Below are 16,407 nucleotides of genomic sequence, written 5' to 3'. Positions count from 1 at the left end.
TACTAAAACAGATTTAGGAGCTAACTTATGAGGCGGATGATTACAGAAAGAGGATTAGTCGTATCTTGTCAGGCTTATGAAGGTGAGCCGCTCTTCGGTCCCCATCATATGGCGGAGATGGCCAAAGCGGCAGTGTTGGGAGGGGCCATCGGCATTCGGGCGAACGGAACGGCCGACATCGCGGCGATCAAGGCTGTCGTGAATGTGCCGGTGATCGGTTTGTTGAAACGGCGGGTGGGAGACTGCCCCGTATATATTACGCCGACATTGGAGGATGCATGCGCCGTCAATGCCGCGGGTGCGGACATTGTGGCCATTGACGGGACGCGCAGGCTGCGGCCGGACGGGACAACGATTCGGCAGGTCGTAGAGGAACTGACTCGCCTTGGGGTGTGCGTCATGGCGGATGTATCTACCTTGGAGGAGGGGCTGCATGCGGCAGAGCTTGGTGTTCGATATATTTCGACGACGCTGTCGGGTTATACCCCGTACAGCCCCGGAACGAATAAACCGGACATCGAGCTTGTTCGGTGTCTCGCACAGGAAACCAGGCTGCCGGTCGTTGCCGAAGGAAGGTTCACGAGCTCGGAGCAGATGATTCAGGCATTGAACGCAGGAGCTCAATTCGTGGTGGTGGGCAGCGCGATCACCCGCCCGCAGGATATTACCGAGCGCTATCGGAAAGCGATTGAGGACAAGGTTGTATTGAATAGCTAGAAGGGGGTGATCAACGAAGAGGGGATGTGCATTTATTCCGGAAGAACAATACATGTTGAAGGGGGTGAGATCATGAAACGGCTCGGATCCGGGAGCAGCGAGTTCTGAGCAAGCTGGCGATCCTAGAGCAGGTTCCACCAAGAAATGAGTTGATAGGCAGCAGCTGCAGTATCTTATGAAGTTGGTCGCAAGCTTAGAAGGAAGAAAGATGACTAATAAGGAGGATGATGACATGAAATCGTCTAGAAAACGGATATCCTTGGTTCTGGCACTCCTGATGATGTTTTCGCTCGTCCCGGCCGCCTATGCGGATGAAGCGAAAGCGGAGGCGCGGAATTTGGCCAGGGATGCGGTCTACATGTGGTCGGAAGCGCCGGAGAGCGCTTATCCCGACCCAGGGAACAAGCTGAATGACGGCGTCTTCGGGACGCGTAACGTGCTGGATCCGGCCTGGGTCGGGCATTTACGGAAGAAGACGCGGGAGGTCGTATTTGATCTCGGCGAGCCGAAATCCATCTCCGGCATTAAAGCGCATTTTCTGCAGGATTGGCCCGGGTCTGCCGTCCTGTTCCCGCTGACCGTTTCGATGTACGTATCGGATGATAATGTTCATTGGGCAACCTTGACCCATAAAGCGACCCAGACGCTATGGATCGACGGACCTCCGGTCGACGAAACCTATGCCTGGGATGCAGGCGCGGACGGCGTGCCTGGCGCGGAGGATGCAAGTCACGCCTACGCACGTTATGTTAAGGTGACGTTCACGATGCATACGAGAGCATGGACCTTCATCGACGAGATCGAAATTACAGGCACCGACGGCCAGGCGAAAGGCGCGGTCCGGGTTCCGCCGGAGGAATTCAAGATGCTGGTGCCGGGCGAAGCCACGGCGGGCATACGGGATTTGTCCCTTCTGTATAACGGGCATTACGCCAATGGAGACGGAGACTGGAGCAAAGAGGACATCATTCCGCAGATCAGTTATGTGAATCAGGATGGCGAGTCGGTCGACTGGTTCTTCGACGGCGTTCTGGTTCTCGGATTGCTGTCGCCGGACGGCAGAGATTTCGGAGGCGGCTCGAATCTGAAGGATTGGAACTGGTATCTTGATAAAACATTTGCTGCGGACGGCGATATGTTCCAGCTCAATGAGGCTACCAAGGAAGCGGGCACCAAGCTCGGCGAGCCGGACCACAAAACGAAGGTCGTCGTCATGATTCCCGACCCGGGCGAATACGTAACGGACTTCGGCGATGTGGACGGGGACGGCAAATCCGAGAATTTCAATGCCGGCAGCGTGGGCGAGCAGCAGGCCATGGCCAACAGGCAGAAGGCTGTCCGGTGGTGGATGGATGAAGTTCTTAAGCGTTGGGAGAGCAGCGAATATAGCCACCTGGAGCTTGTCGGGTTGTATTGGCTGTCCGAACAGGTAAGCACGAGCGCTTCGGGACCGGATATGCTGAAATACGTTAACGGCGAAATCCATGCCGAAGGCTTGAAGTCGTTCTGGATTCCTCACTTTTTGGCTTACAAAAGCTATATGTGGAAAGAAGTCGGGTTTGATGCGGTGGCATTCCAGCCGAACTACTTCTTCGAAGAGATGAGCAGCGAACGTCTGGACGATGCGGCCTATACGGCCGAACGGTTCGGAATGGGCGTCGAGATCGAATTCGATGGGCGGATGCTCACGGATCCGGTATTCCGCCAGCGTTACAAGGAGTATCTGGATGGCGGCGTGAAATACGGGTACATGACGGATACGTTCAAAGCCTACTACAAAGGCTCCGGACCGGTGTTGGGCACAGCCGCGGCCAGCGAGGATCCTGAGATCCGGATTATGTACGATTGGCTGTATCAATTCGTGAAGGGAACATATCAGTTGGATAATACCGGCACCGTTCATATGAAAGAGCTGGTGAATCAGCTGGAAAAGGGCGGACAATTCAAAAGCCACGGGGCAGCCCGCTCTCTGACGGCGCATTGGGATTCGGTCGTTCGTTTTGAGGAGCAAGGGAACAAGGAACAGGCCTCCGGCCATTTGGACCGTTTCCTTGAGCTGCTGGAGCAGCATAAGCAGAATGGGCTGGTATCCGGCAAAGCCTATCCGTTGTTGAAAGCAAACGCCGATTATGTGGCTAAACGGCTGCGGTAAGCGCATATAAGGATACTGACAGGGGAACCCGAGGGATTTCAAATTCCAAGGGTTCCCTTTTTTTGTTCAATGGAAATGATTTATTTAAAAAAGCACCGTTGGATTTAGCGGACGAACCGGCGGGACCAATACTTCTAATTCTGAAGCAGGCTCGTTTGCAGCAGGTCGAGATACTTCTCGACAGCCTCGCGGTTCATTCGATAGTAGATGCGGTTCGCTTGCTTCTCGATTTGCACGAAGCCTTGCTGGATTAAGGCGTTCATATGGTGGGAGATCGTTGCGGTCGACAGGCCCAACTGCTCGGCAAGCTCCGAGCCGTAAGCCGGCTGACGCCGAATGTACTTTAGAATGGCGAATTTGCTCGGATCGCTGAGCATTTTCAGCGTTCGGCAAATCTCCTCGTCGGATACCGACTGCCGGGCGATCTCCTCCAGCGTTTCAAACAGGACGCCGATGTACAGCGTTTCGGCCTCTGCTGTACCGGTATGGCTGAGGTATGTAACCATATTAAAGCCGATGACTTGCGGAACGATATGGACCTGTTTATCATCCAGCAGTTTGATTTGAAGCTTGCTGTTCAAGCGCTCGATGGGCTTCGAGGCGACCAGTTCCCGGTAACGGGCCTCAAAGCCTTCAAGCAGCGGCGAAACGATGTCCAGCTTTTCGCGGTATAACGAAGCCGCCCGATTCAAGATGGGAAGCAGCTCTTGCATGTACGCGTCGTAATTTTGGTAGAGCAGGCTCAGGAGCCATTTCTCCTGCACGTCCACATCGAATGAATCGATCCAATTGATAAGGTCGGCATCGTTTTGCACAACGAGGTCGGCGGAGCCGTCCAACTCGCCCGCAAACCAATGCTTGAGGTGTCGGGTATATTGCTGGAGCCGTTGTTCCTTCGGCATGGGTACGAGCGGCTTGAAGTCCGCGTCGGGGGCCTCGGGATGAGGCATATACGCATGCAGCGAGGAATGCAGGAGCATTCGGGCGCAGCACCACTTCTCATGACCCTGGCTCCTGAAGAAGAAGGCCAGACGCTCCTCATCGGCATTGACGCCGTTATACACGTATTCGCCAAGCTCAATGATAGGTTCGAAGGCTTGCAGCAGTTCAGGGGTATCCAGGCGGTATTTATCCTGAAGCCCGCACAAGACCGCTCTCGTGTCTTCGTTATTCGCATATCGGCAGAGCAATTCCAAGCATTCGAAGAGAATATTCGGCTGTGAATATACCGCGACTTTCATAGGGAAATACTCCTTTACAGCTGTCGTAATGTCTTTATGAAGAGCATACCAACAAACAGCAGGATTGTAAAAATCCCTGTAATCCCGAAGAGCTGTAGCAGGTTCAATTCCGTCATGACGGCCGCAATCAGCATGGATCCGAGCGGGATCGTTACGCTTGCGATCGCGTTGAAAATCGCGCCGACGCGCGATAAATACGCCTCTTCGATATGCTCCATAAAGGATACGCCGATCACCGTTTCGACGAAGGAAGCGAAAAAGCCGAATACAAGCATGGTAATGATGAGTAAGGTATAGACGAACACGCGCTGGTCCGCATATGCAGCGATCCAGACCCAAATGAGATAACAGGCCCCGATTACGACTCCCCCCGAGATGAACAGGATGCGGGACGACAATGTTTTACGCAGATAAGGGAACAGAATCGCGCCCAAACCAAGACCGATCGTCGAAGAGATACCGGCTGCGGACATTCCGTTCGCGGATAAACCGAGGAAGTCGGTCGTATAGGGAGCCATCATGGAATTGATCGGGATCAAGAAAATGCCGATGGCGCCTCCCAGCAGGCATATCGTAAATACGGTGCGGGTGTTGCTCAGGTAATCGAAGCCTTCTTTAAGCGTATGCATGTAACCTATCATATCCAGCTTGAGCCTGCCGCTAATCGATGTTTCTTTACTGTCGATTCCCAGGATGAGAGCAGCCGAAATGATGAAGGTGGCAGCATCGATCAGAATGGCGGTCCCAAGGCCGAACATTCCGATGATCGCGGCAGCGGAGCCGAGGCCGATCAGCTCCATCATTTTTTTGAGCGTCGTATTGAAGGCGATGCCGTGCGGGTACATGGATTTCTGAAGCAGCCGGGGGATGATGGCGAGCCCTGCCGGGATGCGCAGGGATTCCAAAGTCGAATTCATGAAGGTGAGCAGGAGGAGAAGCCAGGGCTGCAGCAGACCAAGCATGAACAGGATGGCCGTCGCTGCCACTGCAAGGCCGCGCCCGATGTCGGCAGCCGCCATGACATACCGCTTGTTCATTCCCTCGACGATCGCACCGGCAAAGGGCTGGAACAGAATGGACGGCAGTGCGTTGACGCCGAAGATGACAGCAACCCAGGAAGCGGAGCCCGTAAGCTGATAGACCATGAGGGAAAATGCGATCATGTCGATGGAGTCGCCGTAACGGTTGACGGCATTGGCGGCCATTAGCTTCATGTACTCTCTTTGGGTTAGTAAATCCCGGTACCGATGTGCTTTTGCTCTTCTTTGCTCTTGTAAGACCATGATCTAACCTCCTTTATAGATATAAATAAAACACAATGGTTAGATGATCGTCAATATAAATGTTAGACAAAAATAAAACTTTCGACTTCGATGCATATAAAAAAGAGAAGCCGTGCACATGGGCACGGCTCCTCTAGCTATGGGACGATCTCTCGCCTATTTCCGCATTTCCCGCCATTGTCGTATCGCATTATGCAAACGTGACATGGCTTCCTCAACCGTAGCCCGGGTGCAGGCTACATTCATACGCATGAAGCCCTCGCCATCCTTGCCGAAGGTCGCCCCGCTGTTTAATCCCAGCTTCGCCTCTTCGACGAGGAAGCGGTTCAGCTTGTCATGCTCCATCCCGAGCGAACGGAAGTCGATCCACAGGAGGTATGTAGCTTCGGGCAGGGCCACGCTCAGCTCCGGCAGATGCTCGCGGATATAATTCGCAACGAGCTCCATGTTTCCGCGAATATAAACCAGCAGCTCGTCCAGCCATGGTCCTCCTTCGCGGTATGCAGCTTCCGTTGCCACTGCTCCGAGCGGCGTAATGGAGCCGATGTGATACCGGTTCAGCACTTTCCGGAAGGTCCGGCGAAGCTGCTCATTAGGAATGATCATGTTGGCTGTGTTCATCCCTGCGATATTGAAGGTTTTGCTCGGCGCAGTACAAATGATCGAGCGAGATGCCGCGTCGTCGGACAAGGCGGCGAACGGCGTATGGCTGCCCTGCTCAAAGATGAGGTCGGCGTGAATTTCGTCGGATACGACAAGCACGTCGTACTGCCGGCACAGATCGGCCAGACGCTCAAGCTCTTCGCGTCTCCACACCCGTCCGACCGGGTTGTGCGGACTGCACAGAATCAGCATTTTTACACGGCCGCCGGCAAGGCTCTTCTCCAGATCCTCGAAATCCATTGCATAGTCCCCGTCCTCCCCGCGAATAAGCGGGTTAAGCACAAGCTCCCGCTCTTGGTCCTTGACCACGCTATGAAACGGAGGATATACCGGCGTCTGAATGACAACCTGATCTCCCGGCTCCGTAAATGCGTCCACGATCAGGCTCAGCGCGGGCACCACGCCGGGGCAGAACTGGATCCAATCCTTTTGAATGCTCCAGCCGTGACGGCTTTGCATCCATTCCGCAATAGCCTCCTGGTACGACTCCGTCGGGAAGGTGTAACCGAACACCCCATGCTCTACCCGGCGGTGAAGAGCCTCCAGCACGGCAGGCGGGGCTGCAAAATCCATATCCGCAACCCACATCGGAAGAGCGTCAGGCACGCCGAATACAGCGGGAACGTTATCCCACTTGTGACAAGCGGTGCAGCTTCGGTCAATGGTCAAATCAAAATTCATATGTCATTTCCTCCTAAGCAAAAATGGAATTAGGCTATCGTTTTGGCCAGGGATATCAAGCCAGTAATGGTAATTACATTTAGTATGGTCGAGATGAGCACCGTTTGTGCAGCAAAGTCCGGCTCGTTCTGATATTCTTCCGCGAGAATGGACGAATTGACGCCGACCGGCATCCCCGAGGCGATGATGAGCGCCTGGGCCGGAATTCCCTTAAGTCCGAGCAGGAGGACAAGCGCAATCCCGATGGCGGGAGCAACAAGCAGGCGAAGCAGGACGCTCAAATAGACGTCGAGCCGGCGCAGCCGGAGCGGATATTTGATAATTTGCGCACCGAGCGTCAGCAGGGCGACGGCGACCATCGATTGGTCGGCATAGATCAGCGGCTGCGAGATAAATACGGGCAGCGGCAGGTCCAGCGCATGCAGCGCAATCCCGAGAACGAGCGCGTAAGGGACGGGCATTTTCAGAAATCCGATAATGGCTTGCTTATAGAGGCCGTTCGTCTTGGCGCCCTGAATGGAAATGACGCCGTAGGTGAACGTCAGCAGACTCTGAAAGGACATGATCAGCGCCTGAACCGAGGTTGCCATCGGATCGCCCTTGAAGGCCAAGTTGTTGATCGGAAGGCCATAGTTGCCGGAGTTGTCGAGAATTAGGCTGTTGGTGAACGCGGCCTTCATGCCGCGGTTGAACTTCCGCTGCCGAGCAACCAGCATGCTGATCCCATACAGGACGGCGATATAGAGGGCGTAGAACAAGGCGACCGTCCCCAGCAGCTGGGGCGACATCTCGGACTCGTACATGCTCATGAACACGGCAGCGGGCGTGATGTAATAAAAATTGATTTTGGCGAGTGTGTACAAATCCAGCTTGAATGCATACTGCATCGTTACGCCGAAGCCGATCAGCACGAAGATCGGGAGTACCACTTCCAATAAAATGTCGGCGATCATGCTGTTGTCATCTTCTTTCCCCGTAAATGTAGCTGAAGGTGAATGCCCTCATTGAATGATAAATGCCTTGTCATTATATCATGGCATCGCGAGGTTGACACGAGAGAACCGCGAAGAGGGCTGCATAACCGGGCGTACTTCGGGAAAAGGCCCGTCCTGGTATGTATCGGTATCGAGGGAAAATTGGATCAGGGCAATACTGGATGCTTCATTTATCGTCGTTGTGTCGCGGTAGAACACGCAACGGATGGTACCGTTGCCATGCCCAGGCATGGTCCGACAAAAAAACCTCGGTGTGGATCACAGACGAGAGCTGATCGTCCAAGACGAGATGAAGGAAAGGCCGACTGACCGAAGCCAGGGCAGCTGCGTTTGAGCGCAAACAAAGGGTACCGCTGGTTAGTGCATTCGCGCGGTTAAAGCACAACAAAACGGGTGCCCCGCTGCAGGCGGGCACCCGTTTGGATGAGCTTCGTGAGAGAAGCGGCTTTTTACTGCGGATTCGTTGTCCAGATGCCGGCGGTTTTGACAAACACGCGCTGCGGCAGCTTCAATGCGGCCAGTACAAGCTCGGCCACATCCTCCGGCTGCAGCATACGGTCCTCATCGCCGATCTTCAGCCCGGCATTGACCGCAAGCTCCGTGTTGACGGTGCTTGGCGTCAGGGCGGTGACGCGGATGTTATGCTTTCGTACCTCCTGCAGTACGGCCTCCGTCAGGCCCATGACGGCGAATTTGGAGGCGTTATAGGCCGAGCCGGTCGCAAAGCCCCGCTCTCCGGCCGTGGAAGAGATGTTGATTACGTCTCCCTGACTGCGCTCGATCATGCCTGGAAGCGCGGCGCGGAGCATATGGTAGGTTCCCATCAGATTGACGTCCACGATCCGCTTCCATGCCTCCGGCTCCATCTCCAGCAGATTGCCGAACTGGGCAATGCCCGCGTTGTTAATCAGAATGTCGACGGAGCCGAGCTCCATGCTTACCGCTGCAAACGCCGCTTCCGCTTCCTCTTGCACCGAAATGTCGGCGACGGCAGCGACAGCTTTTACGCCATACTGCTCTGCGATCAGCGCGCTCAGCGATTCCAGATCCGAGGCGGTTCGGGCTACAAGTCCGACATGTACGCCTTCCTTCGCGAGGGCGATGGCCAGCGCGCGGCCGATGCCTTTGCCTGCGCCGGTAATCAAGGCTGTTTTATTTTTCAGGGTCATGAAACACTCACTCCTTTATTTTGAATAACTTCATATGGTTTCGTTGATCAGTATACCTCGTCAGGCCCTCCTGCGCCAAATGCCGGCAGGTCCATTTGTCCGCACAAGTCCCTTTTGGGGACGTGCACGGCTGCCGGAGCTCCATATCGCCTGCACAAGTCCCTTTTGGGGACTTGCTCGGGCACTGGAGCTCCATATCGCCCGCACAAGTCCCTTTTGGGGACGTGCACGGCCCCCGGAGCTCCAATTCGCCGGCATAAGTCCCTTTTAGGGACGTGCACGGCTGCCGGAGCTCCATATCGCCTGCACAAGTCCCTTTTAGGGACGTGCACGGCTGCCGGAGCTCCATATCGCCCGCACAAGTCCCTTTTGGGGACGTGCACGGCCCCTGGAGCTCCAATTCGCCGGCATAAGTCCCTTTTAGGGACGTGCACGGCCCCCGGAGCTCCATTTCACTCGCACAAGTCCCTTTTAGAGACTTGCTGCGATCGCTTAAAGAAGGATCTGATATAATCATAACCAGACTACGGGAGGGATAACTCCATCCTGTCCATAACCTAGGAAAGCGGAGGATGAATTTATGCAGGAATCGCTGGAGATGATCAAGGCCTTTCGCGGCGGGGACGAGTCGGTATGCAGGACGCATCCCTGGCTGTTCATGCTGGTTTCGGCTGAAGAGCGAATCGTGAACCTGGAGCGGATCTCGTCCATCGGGGAATTGGCCCATGCCAATCCTGTATTGGATTATGTAGAAAGGACGTTAACGATCCTCGACAGCTTGCCGCTGTCCTACTGGATCAAGGAGCTGCTGGAGGAGGTGCTGGCATGGGCCGAAACCGCCAAGGGCGGGACGGTACGGGAGCGGCTCCATTGGACCCAATCCGGCGTCAATCTGTTCCTCCACCATATCGGATCGGCCCAGCTGTACGAACGGCATGTCCTGGAGCGCCGGGGGAGCATGACGCCGCATGAACAAATGGTACATACGCTGATCCGGACCCACGGGCTCATCGGCCAGCATATTCGGGGCGAGGTCGCCCTTGAGGAGAACGCCCCGCTGTCCGGGCTGGTTCAAAGCGGGCAGCTTACGGCAGAGGAGCTAAGCCGGCTGCTGGTTCCGCTAAACCAATGCATCATAGGCGCGGTGTCCGAGCCATTGTGGCATGCCGTCAAAGAGGAGACCGCCCAGCTGGTGGTCCGCATAGCCGAAGGCGCCTTTGATGAGGAATGGAGCCTGCATGACCGGCTGCGCCGTCTCCGCGCGGGCTCGATCCAAAGCGGCGAAGATTTCGAATCGGAGCTTAAGCGAATCGGGGAGCGGGTCGATCTGACGACTGCCTTAAACGATTTGCGGAACATGACGCTATGGTATGTGGAAGCCGCACTGCAGGATTTTTCGCTCGAGGAATTCGTGAAGGTGATGCTCTTGTCTCTCAGGGCCGAGGTTGAAGGCTCTGCGGAAGGACGGAAGGGAACGGACGGCATGAGCGGGCTGGGCGTGCATCCGGACTCGCTGCCGCCGATCCGTCATTTAAGCTTCGAGACACTGATGAATGACATGTATTACGACTACAAAGGGGCCAAGAAGCTGAATGTCTATAAAAAGCGCATGATCGAGCAGTATTTGCGCCAAGCGGACTGGGAAGCCTGCCTTAAAGGAGATGTCAGCGCAAACCCGCATCTCCGTCACCGCATCGTGCGAAAGCCGGGTCTTCCGGACACCGTGTTCTTCACGTTCGAATTTTCCAAGGCGGCGGAAAAATTGATCGAATTCTGCATCGAGGCTGAGAAGTCTCCGCTATATGAGAAAGCCGTACTGCTGCTGTTCGATCTGTTCGGCCTCCGCCGGGACGCTTACGACCGGTTTCATAACGAGGAGAGCTATCTGGAGGATATGAACAGCACGGGGGACTACAAGCAAGTCATCCTTGAGTACGTCACGGGAACGGTGGTGCTGGACATCGGGCCCGGCGGCGGCGTGCTGCTTGATCTCATGGAGGAGCGGCTGCCGCAGGTTCGCCCCATCGGCATCGATATTTCATCGAACGTGATCGAAGCGCTGGAAAAACGGAAGCGGCTTGAGCAAAGGTCATGGGAGGTAATGAAGGGGGATGCGCTGCGGCTCAAGCAGTATGTTGAGCCGGGCAAGGTCGATACCGTCATCTTCTCATCCATATTGCATGAGCTGTACTCTTACATCGAAACGGACGGGAGACGGTTCAATACCGCGACCGTCGAAGCCGCCCTCAGGAGCGCGTACGAGGTGCTGTCACCCGGTGGACGCATCATTATCCGGGACGGCATCATGACCGAAGGGGACGCATGGCGGCGAATTCGTTTTCTCGAGGAGGACGGGATGGCGTGGCTGGCCCGTTATGCCGCGGACTTTCAAGGAAGAGCAATCCGGTATGAGCCCTTGTCTGCAAATGAGGTGCGCATGCCGGTCAATGATGCGATGGAATTTTTGTACACCTATACCTGGGGGGCGGAAGCGTACGTACACGAAGTCCAGGAGCAGTTCGGCGTCTTTACGCCTTCAGGGTATGCCGCATGCATACGGAAGACGCTGGGCCCCGAGGCCCGTATTCTTGTACAGCGGCATTATTTGCAGGAGGGGTATGCCGAAGCGCTGGCAGGCCGGATTGAACTGACCGATGATGCAGGCCGGGTGACGGCCCTGCCGGACAGTACATGCCTGTTCGTTATCGAAAAACCGGCCGAGCCGGTGAAATAAAATACAAAAGGCGGTGCAGCATTCATGGCTGCACCGCCTTTTGTTGTAAATATCAGGAAGCAGAATCTCAGGGGATCCGCTCCCTGATATCGCAAGGAAATTATGATTGCTTCTCAGGCTCCGGATAATCCTTGCCGAGGGTGTCGACCGTCACTTTTTTCATGATTGGCATTTTGACCGGCGTTTCGCCATTCGTTTCTACATTCACGATCCCCATTGCCACGTCCATGCCTTCAATCACTTTGCCGAACGAGGCATACAGCTGATCCAGATGAGGCGCATCCGCCACCATAATGAAGAATTGGGAGCCGGCGCTGTTCGGATCCTCCGTCCGGGCCATGGATAAGACGCCCGTCGTATGCTTCAGGTCGTTCTGGAACCCGTTGGCGGTAAATTCGCCGGGAATGCTGTAGCCGGGTCCGCCGGTACCGTTCCCGTCCGGGTCGCCGCCCTGGATCATGAAGCCGGGAATAACGCGATGAAAGCCGGTTCCGTCATAGAAGCCCTGCTTGATCAGGGAAATAAAATTGTTGACGGTATTCGGCGCCACCTCCGGATACAGCTCGGCCTTGATCACGCCTCCGTCTTCCATTTCAATCGTCACGATCGGATGGCTTGCATCCGGATCGGGTACATTAGCCTCCGTTTCGGTTGTTTCAGGGGTTTTCTCCTCAGGTGCGGCCCCGTTCTCAGATCCGCTTGAGGACCCGGTCGTGGAATCGCCTGTCGAGCCTGTAGAGCCGCTTGCGGATTCACTGGCAGTTCCGCTGCCGTTTGCGCTGCCGGTTCCTTTGTCATTGTTGCCGCATGCGGAGAGGACCAGCAGCACGGCAAAGACGATACCGAGAACAGGCATCCAGCGCATTCTCTGTTTCAGCATTTCATTCTCCTCCTGTAACTAGCTATTCAGGTTAGATCGTATACCGTAACCCATTTTAACACAGGTAGGACAAGTACTGAAAACAACATTCGCAGCGTAAACATAAGTAATAGCCCCCGGAGCTTGGCGGCAAGTCCGGAGGCTACAGGCTGCAGGATGTACGTTGATAAGGCCAAAGAAAGCTTCGAGTCTTTATTTCACTTGATAGATGCCCTCCACTTTGTTCAGCGGGAGCAGGATCCGGGAGCGGTTCTTATCCTTGGCGAGCAGCTCAATGAAATCCGTGCCGATCCGGACAAGCCGGATCCGGCTAAAGGCGCCGCCCGTGGAAAAGGTGGTACGCACGCCGACATGAATCGTCCGTTTCGGCGGCTTAACATCAAATACCCGGATCGACTCGAGGCTTGCGGGCACGAACAGCTCACCCTTCACCACGATAAATTGGCTCTTCAGCACCCGCTGCAGCCGGCCGGGTTCGAGCCCCATATTCGGGCCGTTAATTTCTGCAAGATGCCCGACTAAAGAGGCCAGCCGCTGCTGCAGGGAGATATTTTGCATCAAGCGGGTCAATCGAGGTCCGCTCATCTTCACATCATCCTTCCGAATTCATATGGTGTAGTGTATGTGGGAAGGCATCCTATGGGTGAAAGATGAGAAGGACTCAGCACAGCTTTTGTACCTATATCTTTGTAGTGGATGCAAGGCTTCAGCCGTTTGAAGACTCGTTTCCGCGATGGCTGGTATCGCTGCCATCCGGCTTCTCTCGCTTGACGCTGTCGGGAATGGGAACGCTGTCCGGATAGGACCCTTCTACGAAAAGACCAAATTCCTCGTCGATGTCACGCTCGGTGACAAGAGGGGTGTCACGGTCGGAAGGCTGTTTCATGGCGAATCCTCCTACTCCTAGGTTATGGTACATCGTAGATTACAAGATAAAGAGCTTGGCCGGTATAAGAAATAGTGGCTTGACCCATACTGAATTACTATAAAAGACAGAATATGGGAGGCTCGGTATGGAACGAAAGGGCAATATACTAACAGCACTCATATGGGGAACCCTGATCGGTATCCTGCTATGGATGTCATTGCTTGGCTGGCTGGACATATTGTTCGGAAAATAGATTCATATAACAGGACCCGCTTTCACTCTGACGAAGAGAAGGCGGGTCTTGATCATTCATAGGCTCAAAACGAGCAGCTGGAATCCGGATTAATCCTCTTCACCGTTGCTGCCGTTCAAAAGATCCGTTCCATGCATTAGATCGGTCTGCGGGGCAGCGGGGTCAACCGGGCTGTCCGCTGCAATGGCGTCGGCATCCGGGACGTCCTGAAGCGGCGTGTAATCCTCATCATCACCGGCTGAATCGGTGATGAATAGATCCTGTCCCTGTCCCAGAAAAGCCGTGCCGCTTCCGGAAAAGGCAGCATCCGCTGTCACGCGGCGTTCAGCATCGCCTGCGTATTCCGCGATCACCTCATCTCCTGGCCGCGTCGGCGGCTCACCTTCCATATCCAACCATTCTCTTGCCTCACGCTCATCCCTATGGACGAAGGCGGCATTTGCCGATGCCTGGTCCAGAGGGAGCCGGCCCTCCGCTTTGAGCTCCTGCCCATCGATGGCATCTGCCGAGGACCCGGATGCCGGCTCCCCGGCGATCGTCCGGTTATCAGGCTCAGCGCCTGCCGCTTCCCAAGCATCAAGAGCGCTATGGTCCGGATTTATCACTGCTGCGGGCGGCTTCGCGTCCGCGGGGGCGGACTCATTCTGGTCGTATCCGCTGTGGTCGGCCTCCTCACTGCTAAGGCTCTGGGTTGTGTAGGTGTTTACATCCCGAATGTCATCCTCCGGAATCATATCCGTCTCGTCGATCTTCCGCTTGGTCTCATATTCCAGGTATATCAACTCAGGCAGCGTATTCCGATTGTTCTCGTCGCGCATCGGTTGATAACTCCTTTCCATACCATCCCGCTTCGGGATGTTTTATATATTCCGACTTTACCCGCTGGATCAGGAATGAATCGCTTTTCAAAGGCCGTGAGGGAAGTCGTAAGTCTTTTGATAGCATTCCCGGCCGCAAGAATCATTATGAAATTCTTGAAAATGGGATATCGATGCGTGATCATTTGAATTTAAGAGGAATTGAGAGATAAACCGCAATGAATGCGCTTTATTAATATCTGAAAATAGGGACCGGCTTGATATATAATCGGAAAAGTGATTATCGGACCCGGGCAAACCTGAGAGTGGGGCGCCAACCATAAGATACGAACAGGATGTGATTTTCTCTTTGTTTGCATGGATTAAACAAGGCTTCTTTGGCAATACGCGCAAAGATATTTTGTCGGGACTTACCGTAGCATTTGCACTTATCCCCGAGGCGATTGCCTTCTCGATCATGGCCGGCGTCGACCCGATGGTCGGCTTATATGCTTCCTTTGTCATCGCGGTCAGCATTTCATTCTTCGGCGGCCGGCCGGGCATGATATCCGCGGCGACCGGGGCGATGGCTTCCCTGATGGGACCGCTCGTAGCCAAGCACGGCATTGAGTATTTATACGCAGCGACGGTTCTCACGGGACTTCTGCAATGGCTGATGGGGGCATTGAAATTCGGACGGTTTATTTCTTTCGTGCCGCAGCCGGTCATTACCGGCTTTGTGAACTCGCTTGCCATCATTATCTTTTTGGCCCAGCTTCCGAACTTTGTCGGGGAGTCATGGCCGATGTTTCTGATGGTGGCCGGGACGCTCGTGATCATCTATGTTCTGCCGCTGCTCACGAAAGCTGTTCCTTCAGCGCTTGTGGCGATCATTGTCATGACGATCATCGCGGTATGGACAGGGGCTCCCGTGCGCACGGTCGGAGATATGGGCAACATAACGCAGACGCTTCCGTTCTTCCATATTCCCGATGTGTATATCAGTCTGGAGATGATCATGACCATACTTCCAATCTCCTTGGCGCTTGCGGTCGTGGGGATGACCGAATCGCTGCTGACGGCTTCGCTCGTGGATGAATTGACCGAGACCGACAGTGACAAGAACCGAGAGATCCGGGGACAGGGAATCGCGAATATCATTACCGGATTTTTCGGGGGGATGGCCGGCTGCGCGATGATCGGACAGACGGTCATCAACGTTAAATCCGGCGGCCGCACACGGCTCTCTACGCTCGTTGCCGGCGTGTTCCTGCTGTTTCTGATCATCGTCCTTGGTGATGTCGTCAAGCAGATCCCGATGGCTGCCCTGGTCGGCGTCATGTTCATGGTGTCCATAGGCACCTTTGAATGGAACTCGCTTCGGACGCTCTACCGGATCCCGCTCGGAGATACGGTGGTTATGCTCACGACGGTCATCATCGTAGTTGCAACCCATAATCTGGCCATCGGCGTCATGATCGGCATCGTGCTCAGCGCGCTGAATTTCGGCTGGAAGATGGCGAGAATTTATGCCAATCCGCATATCGAGGCCAATGGAGTCAAGGTATATGAAATTCGGGGACAGCTGTTTTTCGGGACGGCGATGTATTTCATCAAACTGTTCGATGCTCATAACGATCCGGACCATGTCACGATTGATTTCTCCAAGTCGCATGTGTGGGATCAGTCCGGAACGGACGCAATTTCCAAAATATTTAATAAGTACAAGGAGGCAGGCAAGCATATGACCATCGTCGGCTTGAATGAGGAAAGCAAGCGGATGGTTGAAAGAATGGGGCTTGCTTCCAGTTCTTCACACTAACCTTAAGGGATTGCTGCTTGCCACTGTGATGGCAGACCAGCAGTCCCTTTTCATTTTCTTAACAACTAAAATTTTTCTGACAACGGGTGTTGCTTTTCATGGTATATTGGTTGTAAATCAAGACGAAGTTTGTCGAATCGACATGACGCATA

At 54.6% G+C, this 16,407-nt stretch carries 13 protein-coding genes; 4 read left to right on the top strand and 9 right to left on the bottom strand.

The window, feature by feature from the left end; all coding sequences use genetic code 11:
- Positions 1-27: 27 nt before the first annotated feature.
- Complete coding sequence (locus tag MKX76_RS15775; RefSeq protein ID WP_144870775.1) at positions 28-717, top strand: putative N-acetylmannosamine-6-phosphate 2-epimerase; 690 nt, start codon at positions 28-30, stop codon at positions 715-717.
- A gap of 232 nt (positions 718-949) precedes the next feature.
- Entirely contained in the window at positions 950-2,869 is a 1,920-nt protein-coding gene (locus tag MKX76_RS15770) for a DUF4855 domain-containing protein (RefSeq protein WP_341034141.1), read from the top strand.
- 134 nt (positions 2,870-3,003) lie between these two features.
- On the opposite strand, the gene MKX76_RS15765 is transcribed toward MKX76_RS15770, so the two are convergent.
- The 5 genes from MKX76_RS15765 to MKX76_RS15745 form a co-directional block, all read right to left on the bottom strand.
- Entirely contained in the window at positions 3,004-4,110 is a 1,107-nt protein-coding gene (locus MKX76_RS15765; protein WP_007130838.1) for an ArsR/SmtB family transcription factor, read from the bottom strand.
- Positions 4,111-4,124: 14 nt separating this feature from the next.
- Entirely contained in the window at positions 4,125-5,393 is a 1,269-nt protein-coding gene (locus MKX76_RS15760; protein ID WP_341034140.1) for an MFS transporter, read from the bottom strand.
- 156 nt (positions 5,394-5,549) lie between these two features.
- Positions 5,550-6,737 carry a MalY/PatB family protein gene (locus MKX76_RS15755; protein ID WP_028406331.1) on the bottom strand — a complete coding sequence of 396 codons (1,188 nt, stop codon included), beginning with the start codon at positions 6,735-6,737 and terminating at the stop codon, positions 5,550-5,552.
- Positions 6,738-6,766: 29 nt separating this feature from the next.
- A complete protein-coding gene (locus MKX76_RS15750) occupies positions 6,767-7,690 on the bottom strand; it encodes an AEC family transporter (protein WP_341034139.1) in 924 nt (307 codons plus the stop codon).
- Positions 7,691-8,181: 491 nt separating this feature from the next.
- Positions 8,182-8,901: a 3-ketoacyl-ACP reductase gene (locus tag MKX76_RS15745; RefSeq protein ID WP_007130834.1), complete on the bottom strand. Its 720-nt coding sequence runs from the start codon at positions 8,899-8,901 to the stop codon at positions 8,182-8,184.
- Positions 8,902-9,481: 580 nt separating this feature from the next.
- Here MKX76_RS15745 and MKX76_RS15740 point away from each other — a divergent pair.
- Positions 9,482-11,635, top strand: a complete 2,154-nt coding sequence (locus MKX76_RS15740) for a class I SAM-dependent methyltransferase (RefSeq protein WP_341034138.1) — start codon at positions 9,482-9,484, stop codon at positions 11,633-11,635.
- A gap of 100 nt (positions 11,636-11,735) precedes the next feature.
- On the opposite strand, the gene MKX76_RS15735 is transcribed toward MKX76_RS15740, so the two are convergent.
- From MKX76_RS15735 to MKX76_RS15720, 4 genes are all read right to left on the bottom strand, one after another.
- Complete coding sequence (locus tag MKX76_RS15735; protein WP_341034137.1) at positions 11,736-12,515, bottom strand: peptidylprolyl isomerase; 780 nt, start codon at positions 12,513-12,515, stop codon at positions 11,736-11,738.
- A gap of 192 nt (positions 12,516-12,707) precedes the next feature.
- Positions 12,708-13,100 (bottom strand): hypothetical protein, encoded by a 393-nt coding sequence (locus MKX76_RS15730; protein WP_051425184.1) that lies wholly within the window; start codon positions 13,098-13,100, stop codon positions 12,708-12,710.
- Positions 13,101-13,221: 121 nt separating this feature from the next.
- Positions 13,222-13,401, bottom strand: a complete 180-nt coding sequence (locus tag MKX76_RS15725) for a hypothetical protein (protein WP_341034136.1) — start codon at positions 13,399-13,401, stop codon at positions 13,222-13,224.
- A gap of 324 nt (positions 13,402-13,725) precedes the next feature.
- A complete protein-coding gene (locus MKX76_RS15720) occupies positions 13,726-14,454 on the bottom strand; it encodes a hypothetical protein (RefSeq protein ID WP_341034135.1) in 729 nt (242 codons plus the stop codon).
- A gap of 349 nt (positions 14,455-14,803) precedes the next feature.
- On the opposite strand from MKX76_RS15720, the gene MKX76_RS15715 reads away from it, so the two are divergent.
- Positions 14,804-16,255: a SulP family inorganic anion transporter gene (locus MKX76_RS15715; protein ID WP_341034134.1), complete on the top strand. Its 1,452-nt coding sequence runs from the start codon at positions 14,804-14,806 to the stop codon at positions 16,253-16,255.
- The last annotated feature ends 152 nt before the right edge of the window (positions 16,256-16,407 follow it).

The sequence above is a fragment of the Paenibacillus sp. FSL R5-0810 genome, assembly GCF_038002285.1.
Taxonomy (GTDB): Bacteria; Bacillota; Bacilli; order Paenibacillales; family Paenibacillaceae; genus Paenibacillus_AQ; species Paenibacillus_AQ lactis.
The sequence above is the reverse complement of the archived record's forward strand: the minus strand, read 5'-3'. Positions and strand labels throughout refer to the sequence as shown.

Excerpts from the sequence above, each read along its gene's own strand:
- MKX76_RS15740 (WP_341034138.1), top strand. The coding sequence starts at position 9,482 with ATGCAGGAATCGCTGGAGATGATCAAGGCCTTTCGCGGCGGGGACGAG.
- MKX76_RS15725 (WP_341034136.1), bottom strand. The coding sequence starts at position 13,401 with ATGAAACAGCCTTCCGACCGTGACACCCCTCTTGTCACCGAGCGTGAC.
- MKX76_RS15720 (WP_341034135.1), bottom strand. The coding sequence starts at position 14,454 with ATGCGCGACGAGAACAATCGGAATACGCTGCCTGAGTTGATATACCTG.
- MKX76_RS15750 (WP_341034139.1), bottom strand. The coding sequence starts at position 7,690 with ATGATCGCCGACATTTTATTGGAAGTGGTACTCCCGATCTTCGTGCTG.
- MKX76_RS15730 (WP_051425184.1), bottom strand. The coding sequence starts at position 13,100 with ATGAGCGGACCTCGATTGACCCGCTTGATGCAAAATATCTCCCTGCAG.
- MKX76_RS15775 (WP_144870775.1), top strand. The coding sequence starts at position 28 with ATGAGGCGGATGATTACAGAAAGAGGATTAGTCGTATCTTGTCAGGCT.
- MKX76_RS15760 (WP_341034140.1), bottom strand. The coding sequence starts at position 5,393 with ATGGTCTTACAAGAGCAAAGAAGAGCAAAAGCACATCGGTACCGGGAT.
- MKX76_RS15745 (WP_007130834.1), bottom strand. The coding sequence starts at position 8,901 with ATGACCCTGAAAAATAAAACAGCCTTGATTACCGGCGCAGGCAAAGGC.
- MKX76_RS15735 (WP_341034137.1), bottom strand. The coding sequence starts at position 12,515 with ATGCTGAAACAGAGAATGCGCTGGATGCCTGTTCTCGGTATCGTCTTT.
- MKX76_RS15755 (WP_028406331.1), bottom strand. The coding sequence starts at position 6,737 with ATGAATTTTGATTTGACCATTGACCGAAGCTGCACCGCTTGTCACAAG.
- MKX76_RS15765 (WP_007130838.1), bottom strand. The coding sequence starts at position 4,110 with ATGAAAGTCGCGGTATATTCACAGCCGAATATTCTCTTCGAATGCTTG.
- MKX76_RS15770 (WP_341034141.1), top strand. The coding sequence starts at position 950 with ATGAAATCGTCTAGAAAACGGATATCCTTGGTTCTGGCACTCCTGATG.